The sequence below is a fragment of the Rhizobium sp. 42MFCr.1 genome (assembly GCF_000377185.1).
Classification (GTDB): domain Bacteria; phylum Pseudomonadota; class Alphaproteobacteria; order Rhizobiales; family Rhizobiaceae; genus Rhizobium; species Rhizobium altiplani.
This window is the reverse complement of record NZ_KB897859.1, coordinates 18,161-41,163: the sequence shown is the minus strand read 5'-3', so window position 1 is coordinate 41,163 and position 23,003 is coordinate 18,161. Positions and strand designations below refer to the sequence as shown.

14 protein-coding genes are annotated in these 23,003 nt (G+C 61.7%); 11 read left to right on the top strand and 3 right to left on the bottom strand.

Annotated elements, in window-relative coordinates:
- Positions 1 to 87 precede the first annotated feature (87 nt).
- From C934_RS0126770 to C934_RS0126760, 3 genes are all read left to right on the top strand, one after another.
- The gene (locus C934_RS0126770) at positions 88 to 1,011 is read left to right on the top strand and encodes an alpha/beta hydrolase family protein (RefSeq protein WP_018859627.1); all 924 of its coding nucleotides are present in this window, start codon (positions 88 to 90) and stop codon (positions 1,009 to 1,011) included.
- Positions 1,012 to 1,120: 109 nt separating this feature from the next.
- Complete coding sequence (locus C934_RS0126765) at positions 1,121 to 1,951, top strand: L,D-transpeptidase (protein ID WP_018859626.1); 831 nt, start codon at positions 1,121 to 1,123, stop codon at positions 1,949 to 1,951.
- A 167-nt stretch (positions 1,952 to 2,118) separates the two neighbouring features.
- The gene (locus C934_RS0126760) at positions 2,119 to 2,847 is read left to right on the top strand and encodes a L,D-transpeptidase family protein (protein WP_018859625.1); all 729 of its coding nucleotides are present in this window, start codon (positions 2,119 to 2,121) and stop codon (positions 2,845 to 2,847) included.
- Positions 2,848 to 2,884: 37 nt separating this feature from the next.
- On the opposite strand, the gene C934_RS32660 is transcribed toward C934_RS0126760, so the two are convergent.
- Complete coding sequence (locus tag C934_RS32660) at positions 2,885 to 3,598, bottom strand: DUF1194 domain-containing protein (RefSeq protein ID WP_018859624.1); 714 nt, start codon at positions 3,596 to 3,598, stop codon at positions 2,885 to 2,887.
- A gap of 113 nt (positions 3,599 to 3,711) precedes the next feature.
- Between C934_RS32660 and C934_RS0126750 the strand changes: the two genes are divergently transcribed.
- Positions 3,712 to 5,637 carry a BTAD domain-containing putative transcriptional regulator gene (locus C934_RS0126750; RefSeq protein WP_018859623.1) on the top strand — a complete coding sequence of 642 codons (1,926 nt, stop codon included), beginning with the start codon at positions 3,712 to 3,714 and terminating at the stop codon, positions 5,635 to 5,637.
- A 33-nt stretch (positions 5,638 to 5,670) separates the two neighbouring features.
- On the opposite strand, the gene C934_RS0126745 is transcribed toward C934_RS0126750, so the two are convergent.
- On the bottom strand, positions 5,671 to 6,138 hold the full coding sequence (locus tag C934_RS0126745) for a MarR family winged helix-turn-helix transcriptional regulator (protein ID WP_018859622.1): 468 nt from the start codon (positions 6,136 to 6,138) through the stop codon (positions 5,671 to 5,673).
- A 123-nt stretch (positions 6,139 to 6,261) separates the two neighbouring features.
- On the opposite strand from C934_RS0126745, the gene C934_RS0126740 reads away from it, so the two are divergent.
- The 3 genes from C934_RS0126740 to C934_RS0126730 all read left to right on the top strand — a co-directional run bounded on the left by C934_RS0126740 (position 6,262) and on the right by C934_RS0126730 (position 7,870).
- Positions 6,262 to 6,684 (top strand): organic hydroperoxide resistance protein, encoded by a 423-nt coding sequence (locus C934_RS0126740; RefSeq protein WP_018859621.1) that lies wholly within the window; start codon positions 6,262 to 6,264, stop codon positions 6,682 to 6,684.
- An 87-nt stretch (positions 6,685 to 6,771) separates the two neighbouring features.
- A complete protein-coding gene (locus C934_RS0126735) occupies positions 6,772 to 7,155 on the top strand; it encodes an MbcA/ParS/Xre antitoxin family protein (protein ID WP_018859620.1) in 384 nt (127 codons plus the stop codon).
- On the top strand, positions 7,115 to 7,870 hold the full coding sequence (locus C934_RS0126730) for an RES family NAD+ phosphorylase (protein ID WP_018859619.1): 756 nt from the start codon (positions 7,115 to 7,117) through the stop codon (positions 7,868 to 7,870). The genes C934_RS0126735 and C934_RS0126730 overlap by 41 nt, the downstream gene beginning before the upstream one ends.
- A gap of 23 nt (positions 7,871 to 7,893) precedes the next feature.
- Here the strand turns inward: C934_RS0126730 and C934_RS0126725 are convergent, their stop codons facing one another.
- Positions 7,894 to 8,340: a MarR family winged helix-turn-helix transcriptional regulator gene (locus tag C934_RS0126725; protein WP_018859618.1), complete on the bottom strand. Its 447-nt coding sequence runs from the start codon at positions 8,338 to 8,340 to the stop codon at positions 7,894 to 7,896.
- Between the two features lie 90 nt (positions 8,341 to 8,430).
- On the opposite strand from C934_RS0126725, the gene C934_RS0126720 reads away from it, so the two are divergent.
- The 4 genes from C934_RS0126720 (at position 8,431) to C934_RS0126705 (ending at position 22,979) form a co-directional block, all read left to right on the top strand.
- A complete protein-coding gene (locus C934_RS0126720) occupies positions 8,431 to 9,159 on the top strand; it encodes a DUF899 domain-containing protein (RefSeq protein WP_018859617.1) in 729 nt (242 codons plus the stop codon).
- A 36-nt stretch (positions 9,160 to 9,195) separates the two neighbouring features.
- The gene (locus C934_RS0126715; protein ID WP_018859616.1) at positions 9,196 to 9,663 is read left to right on the top strand and encodes a DUF1579 domain-containing protein; all 468 of its coding nucleotides are present in this window, start codon (positions 9,196 to 9,198) and stop codon (positions 9,661 to 9,663) included.
- A gap of 52 nt (positions 9,664 to 9,715) precedes the next feature.
- Entirely contained in the window at positions 9,716 to 10,495 is a 780-nt protein-coding gene (locus C934_RS0126710; RefSeq protein WP_018859615.1) for a VOC family protein, read from the top strand.
- 337 nt (positions 10,496 to 10,832) lie between these two features.
- Positions 10,833 to 22,979, top strand: coding sequence for a DUF5801 repeats-in-toxin domain-containing protein (locus tag C934_RS0126705; RefSeq protein ID WP_018859614.1), 12,147 nt, complete (start codon positions 10,833 to 10,835; stop codon positions 22,977 to 22,979).
- Positions 22,980 to 23,003 lie beyond the last annotated feature (24 nt).

The window sequence follows — 23,003 nt, the reverse complement described above, 5'->3', positions numbered from 1 at the left end:
CAGGGCCACCGTTTCAACACAACGTGTGTTGGCGGTCGCACGCTTCCGGTGCAATTTTCGAATCGCCGGGAACCATGGAAGTGTGAAATGACGTCAGACGAAGGTAATTCTTTTCTCCGCCAGCGCCGCACGGTTCTTGCAGGCCTGGCTGGAGCCCTCCTGCTCCCGCGCATCGCAAGCGCATTCGACGTTCCGGAGGTGCCGAGGCTGATCGATCACGATTATGCAAAGGTCCGCAAGCGCTTCCATACCAAGCTCTTGCAGAAGGGGCCGGCTCCCGACAAGTACGAACCGCTCGACGCTCCGCCGGAAGGCGAGAAGATCTTCTATCGTTCGGGTTACGGCGGCGAATTGGAGTTGGTCGCCTGGGTTTCCAGATACAAGCGCGGCAGCAAGCCGAAGCCGGGCGTGCTGTTCCTGCATGGCGGCAACGCGATGGGGCTTGGGCATTGGGTCCTGCTCAAGGCCTATGTCGATGCCGGATTCGTGGTGATGATGCCGTCGCTGCGCGGCGAGAACGGCCAGATGGGCAATTTCTCGGGCTTCTACGACGAGGTCGACGACGTGCTCTCGGCGGCCGACCGGCTGCAACACCTTCCGGGCGTCGATGCCGATCGCCTGTTCATTGCCGGCCACAGTGTCGGCGGCACGCTGACCATGCTTGCGGCGATGAGCAGCCACAAGTTTCGTGCGGCGGCGCCGATCTCCGGCAATCCGGATGCTTTCCGTTTCTTCAATCGCTACCCGCAGGACATTCGCTTCGACGACAGCAACGCCCACGAATTCGAGGTCCGCAGCGCGCTCTGCTATGCCAAGAGCTTCAAGTGCCCCGTCCGCGTTGTTCACGGTACCGAAGAGGCACATTTCAACGACCGCGCCGGTCTGCTTGCCAGTCGCGCTCGCTCCGGCGGTGTCCGCATCGAAACTGATACGGTGACCGGCAACCATACGTCGGCGCTGCCGGCGGAAATCGAGCAGAGCATACGGTTCTTCCACGGCGTCGCGGCCTGATCGCGGTCTGACATCCATGCGAGGCTGACCGGGTGACCAGCCTCGCGCCAGCCGCAGGTGTCATCCTCGCCGCAGCCATACGTCTCGCTGTTGTCGATGAGGGTGTTTTATGACTGTTCTCAGCCGGGTGTCGCCATTTGCCGGGCTTGCGGCCGCTGCTCTTTGCCTGAGCGGCTGCAACATCCTTGTCCCGGATACCGGTGCCACCGATCCCGCCCGCTTTGTGCAGGAAACGTCGCCTGTTTTTTATAACGGTGTGGATCCGATGCGCGTGAAGCCGCTGGAAACGCCGGTCCCGCAGAGGCCGGGTGTGCCGCCGACAATCTATAACCAGACCTATGGTATCCCAGGCGCGAATTTCAGCCGGACCTACGGCCTGCCGGTCACCAATCCGGTGAATGGCGCGATGTATGGCCAGGTGCGCGATACCGACTTTACGCTGCCGGCCATACCGGTCAGCCGCATCGATCCGCAATATCTGCGGCAGGAGGTCGACTATCCGACCAACGAGAAGCCCGGCACGATCATCGTCGACACGAAAACCAAGCACCTTTATTTCGTCGAGCCGGGCGGCAAGGCGATGCGCTACGGCGTCGGCCTCGGCCGTGACGGCTACGCATGGTCCGGCCGCGGCGTCATCCAGTGGAAGCAGAAGTGGCCGCGCTGGACGCCGCCTGCCGAAATGGTCTCTCGCCAGCCGGATGTCCGGGCCTTCTCTGCGGAGAACGGCGGAATGAATCCGGGCCTCGGCAACCCGCTCGGCGCGCGCGCGCTTTACATCTTCAAGGACGGGCAGGATACACTCTACCGCATCCACGGCACGCCGGATTGGCAGTCGGTCGGAAAGGCCACGTCGTCGGGATGCGTGCGCATGCTGAACCAGGATGTGGTCGACCTTTATGACCGCGTTCCGGCAAAGGCCGAAATCGTCGTGATGTAGTCGCGCAACAGCTCTGGTGATATCGTCTCGCGGCAGACGGACACGACTTCGTGAGGTGGTGGTTTATTTAACGTATGGCGATAGATTTCTTGTGTTGTCACCGGCGTTGAGCCACCTTCCGCGAAGGGCGTCCGTCCTTCCCGCGCAACAGGAAACCAGACCCGCGTATGAGCTTCGAAAAACCCCTTTCCCGCCGCAGCTTCCTTTCCTTTTCGGCAGTGACCGCAGCTTCGGCGCTGACGGGGTGTGCATCCACGGCTGGACCGCCGCCCTATGCCACGGCTCAGCCGGTCGTCATGCGCAGTCCGGTCAACATGTTCCAGGCGCCGCAGACGCCAGGTGACGCCGAGCTGGCGGTCATGTATGGCCCGATCGAGGACGGCGGCTTTCTCATTCCGGCCGTGCCCTACCAGCAGATCGATCCGCGCTTCTACCGTCAGCAGGTGGTTGATCCGACCGGTCAGGCGCCCGGCACGATCGTCGTCGATACACCCTCGCGCTTCCTCTACCTTGTTCAGCCGGGCGGCACCGCCATGCGCTATGGCGTCGGCATCGGCCGCGAAGGGTTCGCCTGGCAGGGTTCCGGCGTCATCCAGTGGCGTCAAAGATGGCCGCGTTGGAAGCCGCCGAATGAGATGGTCGCGCGTCAGCCCGAACTCGCCAAGTATTCGATCGAGAACGGTGGCATGGAGCCGGGCTTGAAGAACCCGCTTGGCGCGCGGGCGCTCTATATCTTCTCGAATGGCGAAGACACGCTCTACCGCCTGCATGGCAATCCGGAATGGCGCTCCATCGGCAAGGCCGTTTCATCCGGCTGCGTCCGCCTCCTGAACCAGGACATCATCGATCTCTATGACCGCGTGCCGAACAAGGCTCCGGTGGTGGTTCTGCAATGATCCAAGAGGGTGCGGCCAGCTGATTGGCTGGTCGCATTCACTGCCGGTGCTCGGCGACCTGAACTTCTGTAGGCGGTGACAATTCCCTGATAAGCTTCTTGCGGATCGCCGTCGCATAATCAGCAAAGCTCCTGATTTCCATCACGAAGGCATCCTCGCCGAGGATGACGCGCGTCTCGTAGTAGTCGGGAAGATCGGGTTCCTCGTCGGAAATGACCAATCCGTTGACGGTCGTCCCCATCTTCATGGCGCGCTGTCGCGCCTGATAGAGCGACGGCGTCTGTCGTCGTTTTGGCGCAACCGTCTCCTTGCCGTCGCCGGAGACATTGATGATGGTCTTGACGGCGCAGAAGCGGGGATCGGCGAGCATATCGAGGGCGGACCACATGCCGTTGCCGATGTCGGTGTTGCCGAACACCCGGCGCTGGTTGGCGTCGATCGCGGCCGCGAAGGCCTCGGCACCGTTCCCGTTGTGTATGACGAACCAATCCAGTTTTTGGGTGGAGAATTCACCATCTCCCCAGAAGACTGCGGATACCGCAACGTTGCCAGCACTTCTCAAGATGGCCAGGACGTCGTTGTCTCGGAAGGCGGTGGCGATCGCGGACTTCTGAAAGGCATATTCTTCGTCGGTGATGCTACCGGATCCGTCGACGGCCACAACCAGCGCGATATCCGCGCAGGCCAAGGATGGAGACGCGGGCAGTATCAAAACCACAGCCGCGGCCATACCAATCAGCATCTTGAGCATTTCCGCATCCCTCGTTCGCCCATAGCCCAAAATTGACTATGACAAGCGGTCGCTTTCCTGCTGTTATACCGCCGTTATTTGCTCATGCTAAATTAGAAGTTGAGATAGTAGCGATGCGGTTCATGCTGCGCCTGTTCGGTCGATTCCAGCTGCTCTCCCCCGCGGGCGAGAGCATTGTGATCGCTTCGCGCAAGCATCAGGCGCTGATTGCGATGCTGGCGTTGTCGAACGGCAAGCCTGTTTCACGATCGAAACTGGCGGGCATGCTGTGGTCCGAGCGCACCGAGGAGCATGCACGCAACAGTCTCCGCCAGGCGTTCTTTGCAATCCGCCATGCGGTCAACGGCCACGGCGTGTCACCTCTCGTCTTCGACAGCGGCGCCGGCTGGATGAGAACTGATGCCATTGTCACCGACATTCAGACTCTTGCGGAAAGCGCAAAGGCGGGATCTCTGCCGCCGTCACTGGATGCTTTTGAGGGCGAGTTTCTCGAGGGATTGAGCTTCAACGACGAGACATTGGAAACATGGCTTCGGATTGAACGCGGCCGACACCACAATTTGCTGGCCGACTGCCTTGCGGATCTAACCGAAGGTTTGGAGAGGGCGGGCAGCACGGAGCAGGCGGTTCTCGCTGCGCAATGCCTTTTGCGGCAGGATCCCTACCACGAGCCATCTCATCGAACGATCCTGCGCCATCACAAGGCCCGAGGCGAGCGCGCCCGTGCCATCAGGCATTACGAAGGCCTGAAGGTATTGCTGGAGGCCAATCTCGGTGTCGCGCCTGATCTCGAAACGCAGCAGCTCATCGATCGAATTCGCGAACAGCAGGAGCCGTCCGTGGACTTGACCAATGGCAAGCCCAGGATCGCGATCCTGCCAATCAGGAGCCTTTCACATGATGGAGACGACAGTCTCGTCGCCGAATCCCTGACGCGCAAACTGATCGGGGAACTCGGCCTGTTCTCGCCGCTCTCGGTGGTCGCCGCCGCAACGATGTTTGCCGTCAATGCGAGGCACGAGACTGTCGAGGAAATCGGCAGACGGGTCGGCGCCGACTATGTCCTGGAAACTGCGGTTCAGGGCGACGGGGAGGCCGGCTGGGCGATGGTGCAACTCGTGTTCGTGCAAAGCGGCACACAGATATGGAGCCGCAAATATCTCGACGAAAGCACGAATTCCGACCTCGGGCAGGACCGGCTTGTCCGCAAGATCAGCGGCAATCTCTATCATATCGTGATGAAGCACGCGGCAGCCAGTTCGGCCACCGAGCCGGAGGGCGAAGTCGGTACGGACAAGCTGTATCTGCAGGTGTTCAATCATGTCGAGCGGCCGACGTTGAAGGGGATGATCCGTGCCCGACGTCTCTGCGAGCGGATCCTGGCCATCGATCCCAATCACGTTCTGGTCCGCGAGAGCCTCGCCTGGATAAATTTCCACTCCTGTTTCAACGGCTGGCTGGACGATCCCGTAGGGGGCTTCCAGCAGGCGCGTGAAATCGTTCTGGTGGGGCTGGGCCTGGATGACCACGAACCCTACCTGCTCAGCGCCTTCGGCCTTGCTGAAACCTATCTTGGAAACGCCAGGGCCGGCCTGGAGGCGTTGCAAAGGGCCGTCGACCTCAACCCCAACGACGCCGAATTCCACACGTGGCTCGGCATCGGACTGACCGTCGCCGGTCTGATCGGCGAGGCGCATATGGCGTTCGATCAGGCCGATCAGATCAGTCCGGACTATCATCCGATCTTCCTGTTCCGGGGCGATGCCCATTTCGCCTCCGGGAAGTATGAGGAAGCGATCGCCTGCCTTGATCGCTTCCTGACCGTGCTGCCGGACTATCATTGGGCGCGACTCCTGCGAGCGGCGTCATACGCAGCGCTGGGCAGGGACCTGATGGCGCGGGGCGACGTGGCCTATGTGAGGGAAAGCACGCTTTTGTTGAACGGTCGGTATCTCGAGCGGCTGCTTCAGGCACGCGGCTCATCGTTCCGGCATGATTTGTGGTTACGGCTGGAGGCCGCGGGCTTGCCGTGGGCATGATGTCGTCTCGGCTCCGGCTTCAATGTCTTGTGCTCAAGCCGCCGATGTCAGATTGGAGCGCAGGCCCTTCAACAGTCCTCGGATCGTCTTCATTTCCTCGAGCGTGCAGCCTGCGGCCTGGCCGATTGCGCCCATGATGGTGTCGATCTCGCTCCGCATCGCGCGGCCGTTGTCGGTCAGCGACACGATAACCTGCCGTTCATCGCGGGAATCGCGTGTGCGCTTGATCAGGCCATTCTGTTCCAGGCGCTTGAGCAATGGCGACAGCGTGCCCGAATCGAGATCGAGTTGCTCGCCGATCGCCTTGACCGGCTGCTCGGACTTCTCCCAAAGCGCCAGCATCACGAGATATTGGGGATAGGTGAGGCCGACCCTGTCAAGGATCGGCTTGTAGGCGCGGGTAAAGGCATGCGCCGTCGAATAGACAGCAAAGCAGAGCTGGTTCTCGAGCCGCTTTTCCTCTTCCGGAATTTCCATCGTCTTGGCCAGATGCGCTTTCATTGTCGTCCTTCCACGGGCTCGATTGTCCTCTTTTCGAATTCGAAATGCAATTTGCAAAATTCACTTGCGTACAATTTAATTGTGCGATAAACAAAATCCAACCCCAACGCAAAGGAGACTGACATGCCTATCCTCTACGCGACCAAAGCTTCGGCCACCGGTGGCCGCGCAGGCCGCGCCGTTTCCGAAAACGGCGTTCTCGATGTGACGCTGACGGTTCCGAAGGAACTCGGCGGCGATGGCGCGACCGGCACCAACCCTGAACAGCTCTTTGCAGCCGGTTATTCGGCCTGCTTCCTCGGTGCGCTGAAATTTGTCGCCGGCAAGGAAAAGGTCAAGATTCCCGAGGACACCACGGTCAGCGCCACGGTCGGCATCGGCCCGCGTGACGACGGCACGGGCTTCGGCATTGAAGTCGCCCTGACGGTGAACATTCCCGGCCTCGACAAGCCGACCGCCGAAAAGCTTGCCGCTGCGGCCCACATCGTGTGCCCCTATAGCCATGCAATGCGTACATCGACGGAAGTTCCGGTTACCGTCGCTTGATCAAGGCGAAAAGGAGCGTCGCGTAATGCGGCGCTCTTTTCATATGAAATTTAGATGCTATATTCTTTCCTGTGAAAGGAGTATGGCATGGCTGTAGCACATCCGATCTCCGGCGCCCGGGCTCCCGAGGCGGCCGTGATCACCAAGGCCGCCGTCAATGCCGCTGATCGTCTCGGCCTCAACGCCAGAACGCTTTCGGCGGTGCTCGGCGTTTCCGAGGCGACTGTCTCGCGCATGAAGCGGCAGGATTATCTGCTTGAGCGCGGCTCGAAGTCCTTTGAGCTCGCGATCCTGCTGGTCCGTCTGTTTCGTTCGCTCGACGCGATTGTCGGCGGCGACGAGACCGTTGCCCGGCAATGGCTGCGCAACGCCAACACGGCGCTCGGCGCCACGCCGCTCGAAAAGATCGTTAGCATTTCGGGATTGACCGATGTCCTTGCCTATCTGGACGCCCGCCGCGCTATCGTCTGAGACGCGGGCGATCTCGGGCAGGTTCTGGCGTCTGGTCGAGGCGCAGCACCAGATTTCGACGCTGAAGCTCGTCGACACGCTCGATAAGCAGGCGCTGCTCGAAGCCTTGCTCGAAGAAAGCAAACCGGCGCTGTCGCCGGAATGCATCGGGCTGGACTACCTGCTGGCGACTCCGTTCCGCTATGGCGCCGTCTATCCGCATGGTTCGCGTTTCCGCCGGGCAGGGCGCACGCTGGGCGTCTTCTATGCGTCCGAGCGGGTGGAAACCGCGCTTGCCGAAATGGCGTTCTACCGACTGCTGTTTTATTCGGAGTCGCCCGCGACATCGCTTCCCGTCAATGCCGCCGAGTACACGGCTTTTTCCGCGGCCATCGCGACCGCATCGGCAATCGACCTGACCCGCGCGCCTCTCGATGCCGATCGGGCGATATGGACGGATCCTCAGAACTATGCGCCCTGTCAGGCCCTGGCCGACGCTGCTCGCGAGGCGGGTTGCCAGGCAATCCTCTACGAATCCGTGCGCGATCCGCAAGGTGGCCGCAATATCGCGCTCTTGACGGCAGCGGCACTTGCCGCCCGCGAGCCTGTCGAGCGTCAGACATGGAGGATCCGGCTGTCGGGAATCGGCGTCCAGGCGCTTTGCGATTTCCCGAAGGTCAGAATTGGATTCTCGGTGGAGGATTTCGCCAGCGACCCGCGCATGCCGCGCGACTGACTATGTCGCAGGCGGCCCGATCTTCAGGCGAGCGCCTGCAGGTCGCGCCGCAACCTTCCCATGTCGCCATCAGGCAGGGCTTCCTCGAGGCTGGCGTGGGTGCTTTCCCAGATCGGCACCGCTGCCGCGAGCACGGCCTTTCCTTCGGGCGTCAGGCTTAGCAGGCGCCGGCGCTTGTCTTTCGCGTTCTGCGTTACATTTACCCAACCACGACGCTGCAATGGCTTGAGCGCTGCCGTCAATGTCGTTTGGTCCATCGCAAGCAGGGTCGCGACCGGTCCCATGGGCGGCGGTTCCGGGCGGTTCAGCGACATCATCAGCGAAAACTGGCCGTTGGTGAGCCCGACAGGGCGAAGGGCATCGTCGAAGAGCCGCGCCAGTGCGCGCGCCGCGCGCTGCACATGCAGGCACAGGCACGTGTCACGTACCAGAAGTGTCGTTGAATAGGGAATCTCTACCGCGTTTGACATGATCAATTTCTATTGATATCAATGTAATTAGTCAAGGAAAAGGAGCATGAACCAAGCACGTCTCGACCGCGCCGGAGGAGGGCGCACGTGATGCAGAACCAAGTCGTTTCCCGTGAAGAATGGCTGGAAGCCCGCCGTGCACTGCTTCTCAAGGAGAAGGAAGCGACGCATCTGAGGGACAAGGTCAACGCCGAACGCATGGCCCTGCCATGGGTCAAGGTTGACAGGAACTACATATTCGACACGCCGCAGGGCAAGAAAGGTTTCGCCGACCTTTTCGATGGGCGCAGCCAGCTTTTGATCTATCATTTCATGCTTGGCCCCGATTGGGAGGCCGGTTGCCCCGGATGCTCGTTCCTGTCGGATCACGTCGATGGAACGCTGCCACATCTCAACAACCATGATGTCACCTGGGTCGCCGTCTCGCGCGCGCCGCTCGCCAGGATCGAGGCTTACAAGAAGCGCATGGGCTGGAAATTCCCTTGGGTCTCATCCTTCGATAACAGCTTCAACTTCGACTACCATGTGTCCTTCAGTCCGGAGGATCTGGCGAAGGATAAGGTCTTCTACAATTTCGAGGCGATTGATCCGGCCAACGCCAATGACGAGCTTCCCGGTCTCAGCGCATTTTACAAGAACGACGCAGGCGAAGTCTTCCATACCTACTCGAGCTACGCCCGCGGCCTCGAAGAAGCGGTCGGCACCTTGATGATCCTCGATCGCGCGCCGAAGGGACGTAACGAAGACGCGACCATGGATTTCGTCAAGCGTCACGACGAATACGAGCCGGCCAAGAGCGCGCCATCCTGCTGTCACTGATAATATCTGCGACCATCATCCCAAGGGAGAAGGACGATGCAGCAAGCGAAAGTTCTGAAGGAGCACGAGTTCCTCGAAGACCTCGTTGGCGTATGGGACGTGACGGCACCCGAAATGACCGGACAGGAACCGTGGACGGAGATCGTGCGGTCGCTTCATGGCATCTGGTTCGTCGCCGAAGGCTCCGGCACGATGCCGGGCGGTAGCGCGGCAACGACGGTACTTACTCTCGGCTACAGCGCCGACAAGGGAAGATATGTCGGAACCTGGATAGGGACGATGATGGACCACATGTGGGTCTACGAGGGTGAGGTTTCCGACGACGGCAAGACCTTGAGCCTCTATACCACGGGCCCCGATCTTATCGGCGGAAACGAACTCGCCGAGTATCGCGAGCAGCTCATCTTCCACGATCGCGATCACCGCACGTTCAATTCTGCTGCCAGGCAGCCCGACGGTTCCTGGAAGCAGTTCATGGAAGCGCACTACACCCGCAAGCAATAGCTGCGGACGGCGCTGCCGTTCGTCGCAAGTCCAAATCCAAATGGAGAAGACCATGTCCGAAACCCACGGCAAATTCATCTGGTGCGAACTGATGACCCCCTATCCCAAGGCCGCCGCCGAATTCTACGGCAAGGTTGTCGGGTGGACGACAAGTGACATGACGATCCAGGACCTGCCGCCCTATACGATCTTCGAAGCGAATGGCGCAGGCGTCGCCGGCCTGATGGACTTTCCCGCCGAGCTGGAAGGGAAAGGCATTCCACCGAACTGGACGGGCTATGTCGCGGTCGATGATGTCGACAAGTCGGCGAAGGACTTTGCCGCCAACGGTGGCTCGGTTCGCCGCGAGCCGGCGGATATTCCGACGGTCGGACGCTTTGCCGTCGTCGCCGATCCGCATGGGGCGGTCATCTGCATCATGACGCCGCTGCCAAGGGACAATCCGTCGCCGCCGGCGCCGATGGGTACGCCCGGCCATATCGGCTGGCACGAACTCTATGCCGGCAACGGCGCCGAAGCCTTCGCATTCTACTCGAAGGTCTTCGGCTGGACGAAGGACCAGGACATGGATATGGGCGAAATGGGCGCCTACACGATCTTCGCTGAGCACGGCACGCAGATCGGCGGCATGATGACCAAGCCGCCGAGCGTCCCCATGCCTGCATGGGCCTATTATTTCAATGTGCCGGCCATCGATGCGGCGATCGAACGCGTCAAGGCCGGCGGTGGCACGGTGCTGAACGGCCCGATGGAAGTGCCCGGCGGCAGCTGGATTATCCAGGCGGCCGATCCCCAGGGCGCATTCTTCTGCCTCGTGGCGCCCGCCCGATAGGCGCTGCAGACGACGATTTCAGCTCAGCGCGAGATGGCCGGACGCCGTCTCGCGCTGAACTGTTTGAGAGGGGTCCAGGAGCTCTGGCGGAAAGTGCTGATGGCCGCGTGAGCGTCGAATCGGCGAAGCCGGGATACGCTGCCGGAGCACGTTTGTATTTCATTAATTTTATTAGAATTTTAGCGTTTCCTGCGAGGTTCGGGGCCGCGGCGTTAACTCTTCCTAAAACATTTTTGGGTGGAAGCATAACCGGCTATGCCTGAAGCGGCTGCAAGTATTGATTTTGGCTCTTCCGCGTAATTGATTGGCCCCAGTTTATCATTGGGGTTGTTTTGTTATGTCTATCGAAGATCCGCGCATTTCCGCTACTGCAAGCGAAAACGTCTCGCACGATTTCCGCCAGGACATTCATGAAGACGCAAGTATTGAGACTTCCGCTCGTCAGGGCGTTGAGGTCGCGCAAGCCGACAGTAACCAGCAGCCGGAGAAGACCGACCGCGTGCCGGCGGCTCCCCAGACGGCAGCCGCCAGCGCCCATCCGGCCGAAATCGTTCCGGATCAGAACAACGTCGCCCACCTGCCGGCTGACGTGTCGATCGATGACATCCGCGTCGAAGGTAACAATCTCGTGCTCGTCCAGGCAGACGGCACCGAGATCGTCATCGTCAATGGCGCTCTGCACGTGCCGACCTTCCTGCTCGGCGAAGTCGAGCTGCCGCAGCAGGCCGTGATCGCCGCCCTCGAGCAGAACAACATCAACGTCGCGGCGGGTCCCGACGGCTCCTATTCGGCCCATTCAGGCTCCCCAAGCTCGGGCGGTAACTTCGACACGATCCAGCAGCCTCCTCATCTGCCGCCGCTGATCGCGGACCTCCTGCCGAACACGAACCAGCCGGACGGGCAGCCCGGTCGCCTCTTCGGCGGCCGCGACGGCGGCAACGGCAACCTCCTGGGCGTGAATCCGCCGAGCGTCGATAAGCCTGAGCCGGATTTCAACGTCACTTCGTTGCTCGGCGGCGACGCCTACGAATCGCACCTGAACGCCGGTGGCCCGCTCGGTTCCTCACTCGCCGGATGGGGCACGGCCTTCTCCTATGATGGCAGCAATCACGCCGAGGCAAATGACGGCCACGGCGTCGTCGTGACAGGGGATCTGCGGGGGGCTCCTCGGTTCTCGGTTTTCAACACCAACGAACTCGTGCGCGACGCAAACGGCCACTTCGTCACTTCGATCGGCCAGGACGTGCACTTCCAATACGTCGATGCACACACGATCGAAGGCTGGACAGACGCCAAGGGCGACATGCCTTCCCGCCTGATCTTCCGCCTCGAGGTGGGCTCGGACGGTCACTACACCTTCACGCTGAACGACCAGCTCGATCACACCGCCGCTGGCCAAGGCAACGTGCTCTCGCTCAACCTGACGGCAGCGCTACAGGCGAGCAACGGCAGCGGCAACCACACCCAGCACCTTTCCGGCAACATCCTCATCATCCCCGTGCATGACGACGCGCCGCAGGCGCTGAAACCTGTCGAGCTGGAAGTCGACGAAACCGGTCTCCTGGGCGGTAATCCTTTCTACGCGCCCGGCGATAACCAGGGTGATGAGGATGGCAACCACTCGGACTCATCGATTTTCCACGGCTATCTGCCGCTCGGCGCCGACGGCGCCAACCCGCATGACGCAAAAGCCATCAGCATCTCCTTCGCCGAGATGACCGGCACGGTCATGGGCGACGTCGAGGGCGGCGAGTCGCCGGCTGCAATCACCGTTGACCTCAACGGTCAGACGACCGCACTCCATTATTACTGGGACGCGGCCCACGGTGTGCTCTACGCAACCTGGGCGACAGAGGGCCAGGTGGTCGATGACGGCAACTCGGCCTTCAAGCTCTTCAACATCAACCAGACCACCGGCAGCTTCGACTTCGCATTGCTGCATGCGCTGAACCATCCGACGACATCCGATCCGAACTCCGACAACGGATCGCAGGCCTTCGAAGACAACATCACCCTGCACCTCAACTACACGCTCACCGACTATGACGGCGACACGCAGACCGGTGAAGTGAAGGTCGTCGTCAACGACGACTCGCCGCATATCGAAGTGCACGCGACCACGAACGCGGATGATCTCGATGGCCTCAAGACCATCTTGGACGAGACTGTCGGGGGTGACCGCTATAATGTCGCTGTCGGCGAGAGCGCCTCGGGCGATGCCGACAAAAATACCGATGACAAGTTCGCCGTCCTCGGGCGCGTTACGACCGATATCGGCTCGGGCCAGGGCGGCCTCGCCTCGCTGTTCTCGATCGTCGGCGACTACGCCCCTGCCAATTCAGACCCGTACTCCAGCACCTACGGCGCTGACGGGAAGGGAACGACGACGCATGCGCTGACCTTTACCGGTGCCGGCCTCCATACCTTCGGTGGGGAGGCGCAAGGCGTTGCTACCAACCTTTCCGCCACTCATGGCGGGGCAATTTCACTCTATCTCGACAACGGCAGCCTCGGTCCGAACGCTCACGCCGGCGACATCGTCGGAGTCGATACGCATGGCGATGTCGTTTTCCGCATTGCGATCGTGTTGGTTCAAGGCGAGCCGCAGCTTCGGACGACGCTCTACGAGGCAATCAGCCAGGCCGGTGACGGGAACCACTTCGACACCACCTCGGTTCTCCACCTCGTCGGCGACGCATCCATCAAGCTCACCGACACAGTCACCCGTACCGACGCCGATGGCGACACGGTTTCGCAGTCCGCCAGCATCGACCTCATCACGCAGACGACAGGCCAGGAGGGGGGCGGCACCAGCTATTTCAGTTTCCAGGACGACGGTCCGAAGATCAACGAGTCCAGGCTGGACAGCATCGTCGTCGATGAAGACGACATCGACACTTCGCTTTCGCACGGCACCAGCCCGAATGACGGCAATTTCGACGGTTCCTACACGGCCCTGCCGACCCAGAACCTGCCGGGCGCCGCGGAAGTTACGGGCTCGCTGGCGAGCGCGGTGAACTTCGGCAGCGACGGCAGGGGAGGCTTCTCCTTCGTTGACCAGGGCGCCATTCAGACAGCGCTCGGCGCGCTCCACCTTTCCTCGCATGGCGACGCCCTGACCTACCAGGTCGCGAACGGCGCTCTGGGCTCCGTTCTCACTGCCCAAGCGGGTGATCGCGTCGTCTTCTCGCTGACCCTGACCAATGACGGTCACTATACATTCGACCTGTTCGACCAGCTCGATCACGATACCGCAAAGGGCCAGAACACCGGCCTGAAGGGGAGCGAAGCCTCCTACATCGATTTCGGCAGCCTCATCAAGGCGACCGATGGCGATGGCGACAGCATCACGCTCGAGGGCGGCTTGAAGGTCACCATCCGCGACGACGTGCCCGAGGCTAGGATCTCGGCTTCCGATTCGTTGGCGCCGCCCCTCGAGACGCAGGACCACGACACCATCGACCAAAACGATACCTCGAGCGCCAATTTCTCGACGGCGTTCAAGATTACCTCATCCTATGGCGCCGATGGCGAGGGTAGCACCGCCACTAGCTATGCACTTTCGTTGACCGGCCACCAGGGCAGCAATCACGCTGTCGATTCTGGCCTCGATAGCCACGGCCATACGATCTATCTCTATCAGATCGGCAATGCGATCTACGGCTCGACCTCTTCGAACGTCTCGCACGACGCTGTCTTCAGGATCACCGTGGACAGCACCAAGGGCACGGTCACGCTGACCCAGTATGACGCGATCGATCATGTCGGCTACGGCAACGGCTCGAGCGTTTCGCTCGCCAACAATCTCGTCAAGCTGACGGCCACGACGACGATCACCGATTATGACGGCGACAAGGCGACCGACAGTGCCTCGATCGATCTCGGTGGCAACATCAAATTCGCCGACGATGGTCCGAGCGTTCACGTAACGGCCGGTTCGGATGCCAACGTCAAGCTGGAGACGCAGGACGCGGAAACGATCGACGGGAGGTCGGTCTCAACCGCGAACTTCGGCGGTGTGTTCTCGTACAGCTCGTCCTACGGTGCTGATGGCGCCGGCAAGACCGACAAGACCTATTCGCTGGACGTGACGGGCGAGAACGGCAGTGATTCCGGCCTGGATAGCCATGGCCATTCGATTTACCTGTATGAGGTCCACGGTGCCATCGTCGGATCGACCGCGTCGAACGCGAACGATGTCGGCAATTCGAACACCGTGTTCAAGATCACGGTGGACAACGATGGCAAGGTGACGCTGACCCAATACGACGCGATCGACCATTCGCTCCCCGGGGCCGGCAACCACTATGACCACCAGACCGCGGTGCTGGGCAGCAACCTGGTCTCGCTGACGGAGACCGTGACGGTCACCGACTACGACGGCGACAAGGCAACCGACAGCGCCTCGATCGATCTCGGCGGCAACATCCGGTTCGCCGACGATGGTCCGAGCGTTCACGTGAGGGCCGGCTGGGATCTCAACGTCAAGCTGGAGACGCAGGACGCCGACACGGCCGACGGGAAGACCGATACCGCGGTCTCAGCCGCGGATTTCGGCGGTGTGTTCTCGTTCAGCTCGTCCTACGGAGCCGATGGCGCAGGCAAGACCGACAAGACCTATTCGCTGGACGTGACGGGCCAGAACGGCAGGGATTCCGGCCTGGATAGCCACGGCCATTCAATTCACCTCTACGAGGTCAACGGCGCAATCGTCGGCTCGACCGCGTCGAACGCGAACGATGTCGGCGCTTCGAACACCGTGTTCAACATCACGGTGGACAACGATGGCAAGGTCACGCTGACGCAGTACGCCGCGATTGACCATGTCGGATACGGCAATGGCACGACAATCTCGCTCGACAGTCACCTCATCACCCTGACGGAAACGGTGACGGTCACCGATTACGACGGCGACAAGGCGACCGACAGCGCCTCAATCGATCTCGGCGGCAACATCAAATTCTCCGACGACGAGCCGAAGCTGATCGCCAATGCGACGGTGACCGCTAAAGTCGACGAAGACGGGCTCGCAGCGGCGAATGCCGATGCGAACCGCACAGGCGAGAATGCCGACACCGACACCAGCACGCCGAGCAACCACCTGACGGCAACCGGAAGCCTGTCGGCGCTGGTCGATTTCGGCGCGGACGGCCCTGGCGCCAATGGCGGGTTCACCCTGAAGTCTGTCAACGGCACGGTACTCGCCGGCATCACGTCGGCGCACCAGCAGGTCTATATCGTAACCAACGGTTCGACGCTGACAGGCTATGTCGAGGCAGGCGGTGGCGCCGGTTATAATTCGGCGCATGACAAGGCAGTCTTCACCCTGGCTCTCGGCGCTGATGGCAAATACACCTTCACGCTGATCGAGCAACTGGACCACCCGACCGGCAACGGCGAAAACACGCTGACCTTCGATCTCTCCAGCTACATCACCGCAACCGACGGCGATGGCGCCCGCATCACTCTCGGCGGCGGCAGCCTCACGGTCAACGTGCTGGACGATATCCCGGTCATTTCGGCGCGCGACGCTGGCTCTGTGACCCACGTCGGCGACAGCAGCATTTGGGATTTCCAGGGCGGCAACAAGGATAGCCGCTTCTTCAGCGGCACCGGCACCCAACACGGCCTCGTGCTTACGAGCCCCAGCGGCGGCACCGTCAACACGAGTAACAACGAAGCCTGGATCGGATCGGGCGGCGGTTTCGATCACGGCGATAGCATGCAGCTGGCCTTCGTCACCAGCGATGGCACGACGCCGGAGGAACAGTCCTCTGCAACGTTCACGATGGACAAGCAGGGCAAGGCACCCGACGAAGGCTACACTATCCATATCGACGCGATCGGCGCGGGCGGCGCGGTGGTTGCCCTCAACATCACGCACCCTGCCGGTAGTATTGTCACCGCAGACCCGGACGGCTCGGGCTACACCATTTCTGGGCTAACCAATGGTGCGGTTATCGCCGTTAGCGGCGAGGGTGGCGCGACCTTCGACAAGCTGGTGGTGGAAAACACCGGCGCCGGCAAATTCGACATCTTCGACATCGGGGCACATTCGGCTGACGCGTCTACGCCGGAGACGTTCGCCATCAGCGAGGACGAGAGCGCCGGGATTAACAATTCAGCCGATCCCAACGCATCGATCGATCACGTCGCGCCGGCCTCCGGGACCGACGCCTACAGCGCGATCTACAAGTCCGGTGCCATCGGCTATGCCGAGTCAGCCGAGAGCGTGCTCACCACGAACGGCACTTTCAAAGCGCTGTTCAACGGCACGGTCGGCGCCGATCATAACGCCTCGGGCGGCGGCGCCTGGACGTTCGCCATCACCGATGCGGCCGGCAACGGCTTCAACGGCGCGGATTCCGGCCTGACCACGACTGCCGGTCAGCAGACGATCTTCTTGAAGACGGATGGTGACGGCACGTTGGTGGGCTATACAGTCAATGGCCAAACGACGACCGATGTCTTCAAGGTCTATGTCGACGGCACCGGCCATGTCTGGATCGCCCAGTACCAGGCGATTCACAACGATGAGGCGGGCAACACGGCGGCCGCCTACGACGACATCGCCACCGTAGCGGCCGACCTTCACATCAAGGGGACCCTGACTGACGCCGACGGCGACAAGGCAAGCGCCGTGTCCGCGGTAGGGCTCAGGGTGCAGTTCCAGGACGATGGTCCGCTGGCGGTGAACGACACCAAGAGCGTGACCGGCGCCGACGCCAGCGGCAACGTCATTACCGACGCGGCCGGCAAGGATACGGTCGGCACCGACGGCGCAACGGTCACGGACGTCACCAGGAACAATGCGTCGGGCCATAGCGGGATACATGTCTCAGGAGATCCGGTTGGCGTGCTGACGCTTGCGGGTGAATATGGCACCCTAAAGATCGGCCCTGACGGCAGCTACACCTATCATCGCACCGACGGCAAGCCGCTTACAGGTAGTGACGTGTTCCGCTACACGCTCACCGATGGCGACGGCGACAGCTCGCAGGCCACGCTGACGATCTCGATTTCGGACAAGGGCGTGGCGATCGGCGACCTCCACACCGCCGCCTCCAATAGCGACGCCGTGGTTTCGGAGGCCAACCTGTCCGACGGGTCGGCTCCCCTGACCCCGGCCGGAACCCCCGTCACCACGACTGGCGCCTTTACGATCAATGCGCCCGATGGACTCGCGACGCTTCAGATCGGCACGAATACGATCACGCTTGCGCAGCTTAACGCTTCGGCGCAGTCGCCCATCAAGGTCACGGGCGGGTCGACGCTGGGAACGCTGGTGATTACCGGCTACAACGCCACGACCCATGGGGTCTCCTACAAGTTCACGCTTGCAGACAGCACCACCCATAACAATTCCGACCAGGTCCTCGCCAACTACGGAATCACAGTCACGGACACCGACGGCGACAGCGCCACCGACACGCTGGCGATTGCCATCAACGACGACGGCCCGTCGGCCAATGACGATACGGACTCGTTCGCCAAGGGCACGTTCTCGACCGACGGCAATGTGATCACAGGCGTCGATACCACCAGCGACACAGCCGGCAAGGATGTGACGGGCGCCGATAACGCGCAAGTCAGCGCGGTCAGCTTCGGCAATGCGACTGTGACGAACGTCACGGACGTTACTCACGGTGCGGGCTTCGAGGTCCACGGCGCCCACGGCACGCTGACGCTCTATGCTGACGGCTACTATAGCTACGCCCAGGACGCGAGCGACCATGCGGGTGGCACGGACACGTTCACCTACACGCTGACGGATGGCGACGGCGACTCCGACACCGCGACGCTGGAAATAACCGCCCCGCAGCAGACCACGCCGCTGGAGATCACCGGCTTGGTGACCGGTACGGTCGAGGAAGAGGGGATCGCGGTTATCGGCAATGACGACATCATCGCTGCGGGCAACCTCGATGCCGACATTGCTGGGGACCTGTCCAAGCTCGGCGCGTCCGCAACGGGCACGTTGACCACAGCCCTCACCATCAGCGGCAGTGATGGTCCGCTGATGTTCACCTTTGACCAGGTGGCCGATACCGTTGCTGTCACCACGGCCGGTGCGACTGCGTTGAAGTCCGACGGAAACCCAGTCTACTTCCACTGGGTCGGCGCGACGGAAATCGTGGGCTACGCCAATGCCGATGGCTCGAGCGGCTACACGGACGGCAGCGTCAAGGTCTTCGACGTCACGATCGACCCGACGGGCGGGAACGGCGCCTATACCTTCACGCTGCTGCATGCGATCGACCAGCCGACCGTGGGCGGCGACGCACTGACGGGCGAGGATGCGCTGGTCATCGACCTCGGCGGCCGTATCACGGTCACCGATAAAGGTGACACGGGCGATCACCAGTCGGTCTCCGACTTCAAGATCACGGTCATCGACGACACGCCGATCGCCACGAACGACACCGGCAGCATTGCCGCAAACGGGACGTTCAGCAACGCCGCAACAACGACAACGGGCCTGCTCCACAACGACCATGCGGGCGCCGACGGCTTTGGCGGCGTGGTCGGTGTGACGGCGAGCGGAACTGTGAAGACGGACGGCACCACTGTCGGCATCGACATTCAGGGTGCTTACGGCAAGCTGCATGTCAACGCGGATGGCACTTACACCTATACGCTCGATGCCGCGGCAAAGACCGCTCTGGCGGCACTGACGGGCAGCCAACACGCGACCGACAGCTTCACCTACGCCATCGCCGACCATGACGGCGATACCTCGACGACGACGCTTGACATCACGATCAATGGCGTCGACGACGCGGTAACCATTGATACAACCAATGCCACATCGATGGTCAGCGAAGCGAACCTCCACGACGGTACCGACCCGAACCCTGCTGCCCTGACCACGTACGGCAGCTTCACGATCCATGCGCCGGACGGCATCAAAACGATCACGATCTTCGGACACACGCTCACGGCTGACGAGCTTACGAGCCTGCAGGGCGACACCCCGACCGCGGTCGCTATTACCAGCGATCAGGGTACGGGCATGCTCACGCTCACCGGGTTCGATTCGTCGACTGGCACGGTAACCTACAGCTACGAGCTGAAGAACCCCGTGCTAAACGGCCCCGGCGACTCACCGGCGACCATCGGGTTCGCCGTCACGGTGACCGACAAGGACGGTTCGCAGAACGCTCCCGCCTACATTTCGATCACGATCGGCGACGACACGCCGACCGCGACCACCGTCACAAAGGAGATCGTCGTCGGCCAGACGACGCAGGACGTCAATGCCTGCTTCGTCCTCGACTTCTCGCAGAGCATCAGCGGCACCAACTACCAGAACGAGATCGATGCCGTGAAGGCGGCAGGCGACGCCATGTTCCAGGCGGGCAATACTTCGATCACGCTCATCGCATTCGCCGATGGCGCCAAGGTGCTGTCGACGTTCAGCGACAAGGGGACATTCGACAGCTATATGGCCACGCTGAGGACGGACAGCAACCGTGGCGGCGTGTCGACGGGCGGCACCGACTATAAGGCTGCCATGGACCAGGTGATGGCGCACTACACGCCCGCCGACGGCAAGAACAACCAGCTGTTCTTCATCAGCGACGGCGATCCGAACCAAAACACCGGCGGCACCCAAAACAACGTCCTTCAAGTGGTTAGCTCTGCCGAAAAGACGGCCTGGACCAACTGGATCAGCAGCCATGGGGTAAACATCACCTCGATCGGTGTCGGGTCCGGCGCGCACGAGGCGCAGTTGGCCCAGGTGGATGTCGATGGCCATGGCAACAGCGTCATTCTCGTCGACGACTTCTCCAGCCTGCTGCCGACGCTGCTGAACGTGGTCACGGCCCTGCCCGTCCCCGGCAGCGTCCTGACCCAGGACAGCGTCGTCACAGGGGCCTTCGGCGCCGACGGCGGCCATGTACAGTCGATCGTCATCAACGGGGTGACGTATAACTACGACGGGTCTCACACCAGCGTCACGGCCGCGACCGGACATGGCGGCTCGCTCACCTTCTATTTCGCGGACGGGGATGGCCATCACGCCGGCGACTACAGCTATACGGCGCCGACCAACGTCACGAGCCCGGTCGACGAAAGCTTCCACTTCGTGCTGGTGGACGGCGACAACGACACGGCAGGCGCCGACCTCGTTATCCACGTCGTGCCCCCTCCGGTGGCGACTGCCGACAACATCATCACCAATGCGGCCACCGGCAGCACGCTGAGCCTGGAGGAGGCGATCCTGCTCGCCAATGACAGCGATGCCGCCGGCTATCCGCTGCACATCAGCGCGACGAGCAACCCGAGCGATCTGGCGTCGGCTACGCTCAACGGCGGCGCAGTCACCGTCACCAACAACCGCGATGGGGACTGGGGCCAGTTCACCTACACCGTGTCCGACGGCCACGGCGGCACGGCCAGCGCCACGGCCACGATCTCGTCCGACACCGTGGGCAGTATCGACGGCACCGAGGGTAACGACATCATCATCGCCACCGGCCCGCTGCCGCAGCCGACGCAGACGACCACCATTGCCTTCAACGCCGGCGGTTATGACGTGGGCGACGTGGTTTCGATCACGCTGGGCGGCAACCAGTATAAGTACACGGTCAAGGCCGGCAATACCTCCGCCGATCAGGTTTACGCGGCGCTGAAGGCTCAGATGACGACGCTTCCCGCGGGCGTGTCGTGGGGTGACTACGACTCCGCGACGCACACGGCCACGCTGACCGGCACGCCAGGCACGACCTTTAGCGTTGCTTCTGCGACGACAGATGTGGCTGCGCAGCCATATGAATATACGGTCGCTTTCGCGAAGCCATATGAGTTCGACAACAGCCAAGAGACGATCTCGATCAAGATTGGCAATTCAACCTATTCCGCTAGTGCAACTAGCGGAAGCAACGATGAGGCTCGCTTCGATAGCGCGGCGGCAGCCCTTAGCAGCACGCTGGATAATCTCAACGGCGTGGATGCCAGCTACGACAAGAATACGAATACGTTTACAATCTCCACGACCTCTTCAGTCACCATTTCGGCAACGTCCACGGCGGCTACAAAGAACAACGGCAATACCGCTTTGACCGGAGACGTTGAGTTGGCTCATGCCGGCACCACGCCCACCGACCAGCCCAACCCCACCGTAACCACGTCCTCGCATCAGGCAGACGGTTTCGTTCTGAACGGTAACGGCGGCAACGACCTGCTCATCGGCAATGCCGCCGGTTCGGATACGCTGTCGGGCGGCGCGGGCAAGGACGTCCTTATCGGAGGCGCGGGTAACGATACCTACCGGTGGGGCAGCGAAGCGCTGACGGCGGCCAATGCCGATACGATCAAGGGCTATGCGACGAACGAGCGTATCGATATCTCGGCCTTGGTCGGCAACATCGCGTCGCTCAACGGCTACGTGAAGGTCGTGGTTGTCGGCGATGATCTGAGCATCCGCTTCGACCAAAGCGGTAGCGGCAACAGCTATGTCGAGGCCTACAAGCTGCTCGGCGCGGCGACCGGTGCGACCTCCGTTGTGCTATATTTCAACGGCACCGACCACACCGTCGACCATCTCAGCTGGGTTATCGGCGCCGACCCGATCGTCCTCGATCTCGACCATAACGGCGTCACCCTGACCTCCCAGGAAAACGGCGTCCAGTTCGACATCAACGCCGACGGGCACAAGGATCAGATGGCGTGGACCGCTGGCCACGACGGTATTCTTGCCCTCGACGCCGACGGCAATGGCAAGATCGACAATGGCAGCGAGATCTTCTCGCCGAGTTTTGCCGGCGGCCATTATACGGATGGGCTGGCGGCGCTTTCGACGCTCGATACGAACCATGACGGCAAGGTCGATGCGACCGACGAGGCCTTCTCGAAGCTGACCGTCTGGCAGGACCTGAACCACAACGGCATTACCGACAGCGGCGAGCTTTCGAGCTTGGCGGATCAGTCGATCAGCAGCATCTCGCTCGATGCCAGCACGTCCGGCACGGAGATCAACGGTCAATCGATCCTTGCCGATGGCCGCTACACCCTGACGGACGGCTCGACCGGCCACTTCGTCGAGGTCGCCTTCGACACGGCACTCGGTGGCAGCGAAAACGGCAGCAACGCCTACTCGCTGATCGGCAGCGACGGTGACGACATCCTGTCGGGAAGCGGCGGTTACACGATGACCGGCGGGGCAGGGGCTGACACCTTCGTCCTCGACACCGACGCCTTGAAGGACGTGTCGATGGCCGACGTCATCACCGACTACAAGGCAAGCGAAGGCGATACGCTCGACGTCTCGAAGCTCCTCGACAGCCTGCTCGGCCACGAGGCGAGCGAGGCGGAAGCACTCGCCAGCGTCAAGACGACGGTGTCAGGCGCGGATACCGTGGTCAGCGTCAATGCCAATGGCGGGTGGCACGACGTGGCGGTTCTCCAGAACACCACGGAAGCGGTCAAGATCCTCTTCGACGACAAGCATGACACGACGACGGCACCGCATGTCGGCTGATGTTCGGACAAACCGACAAAAGGA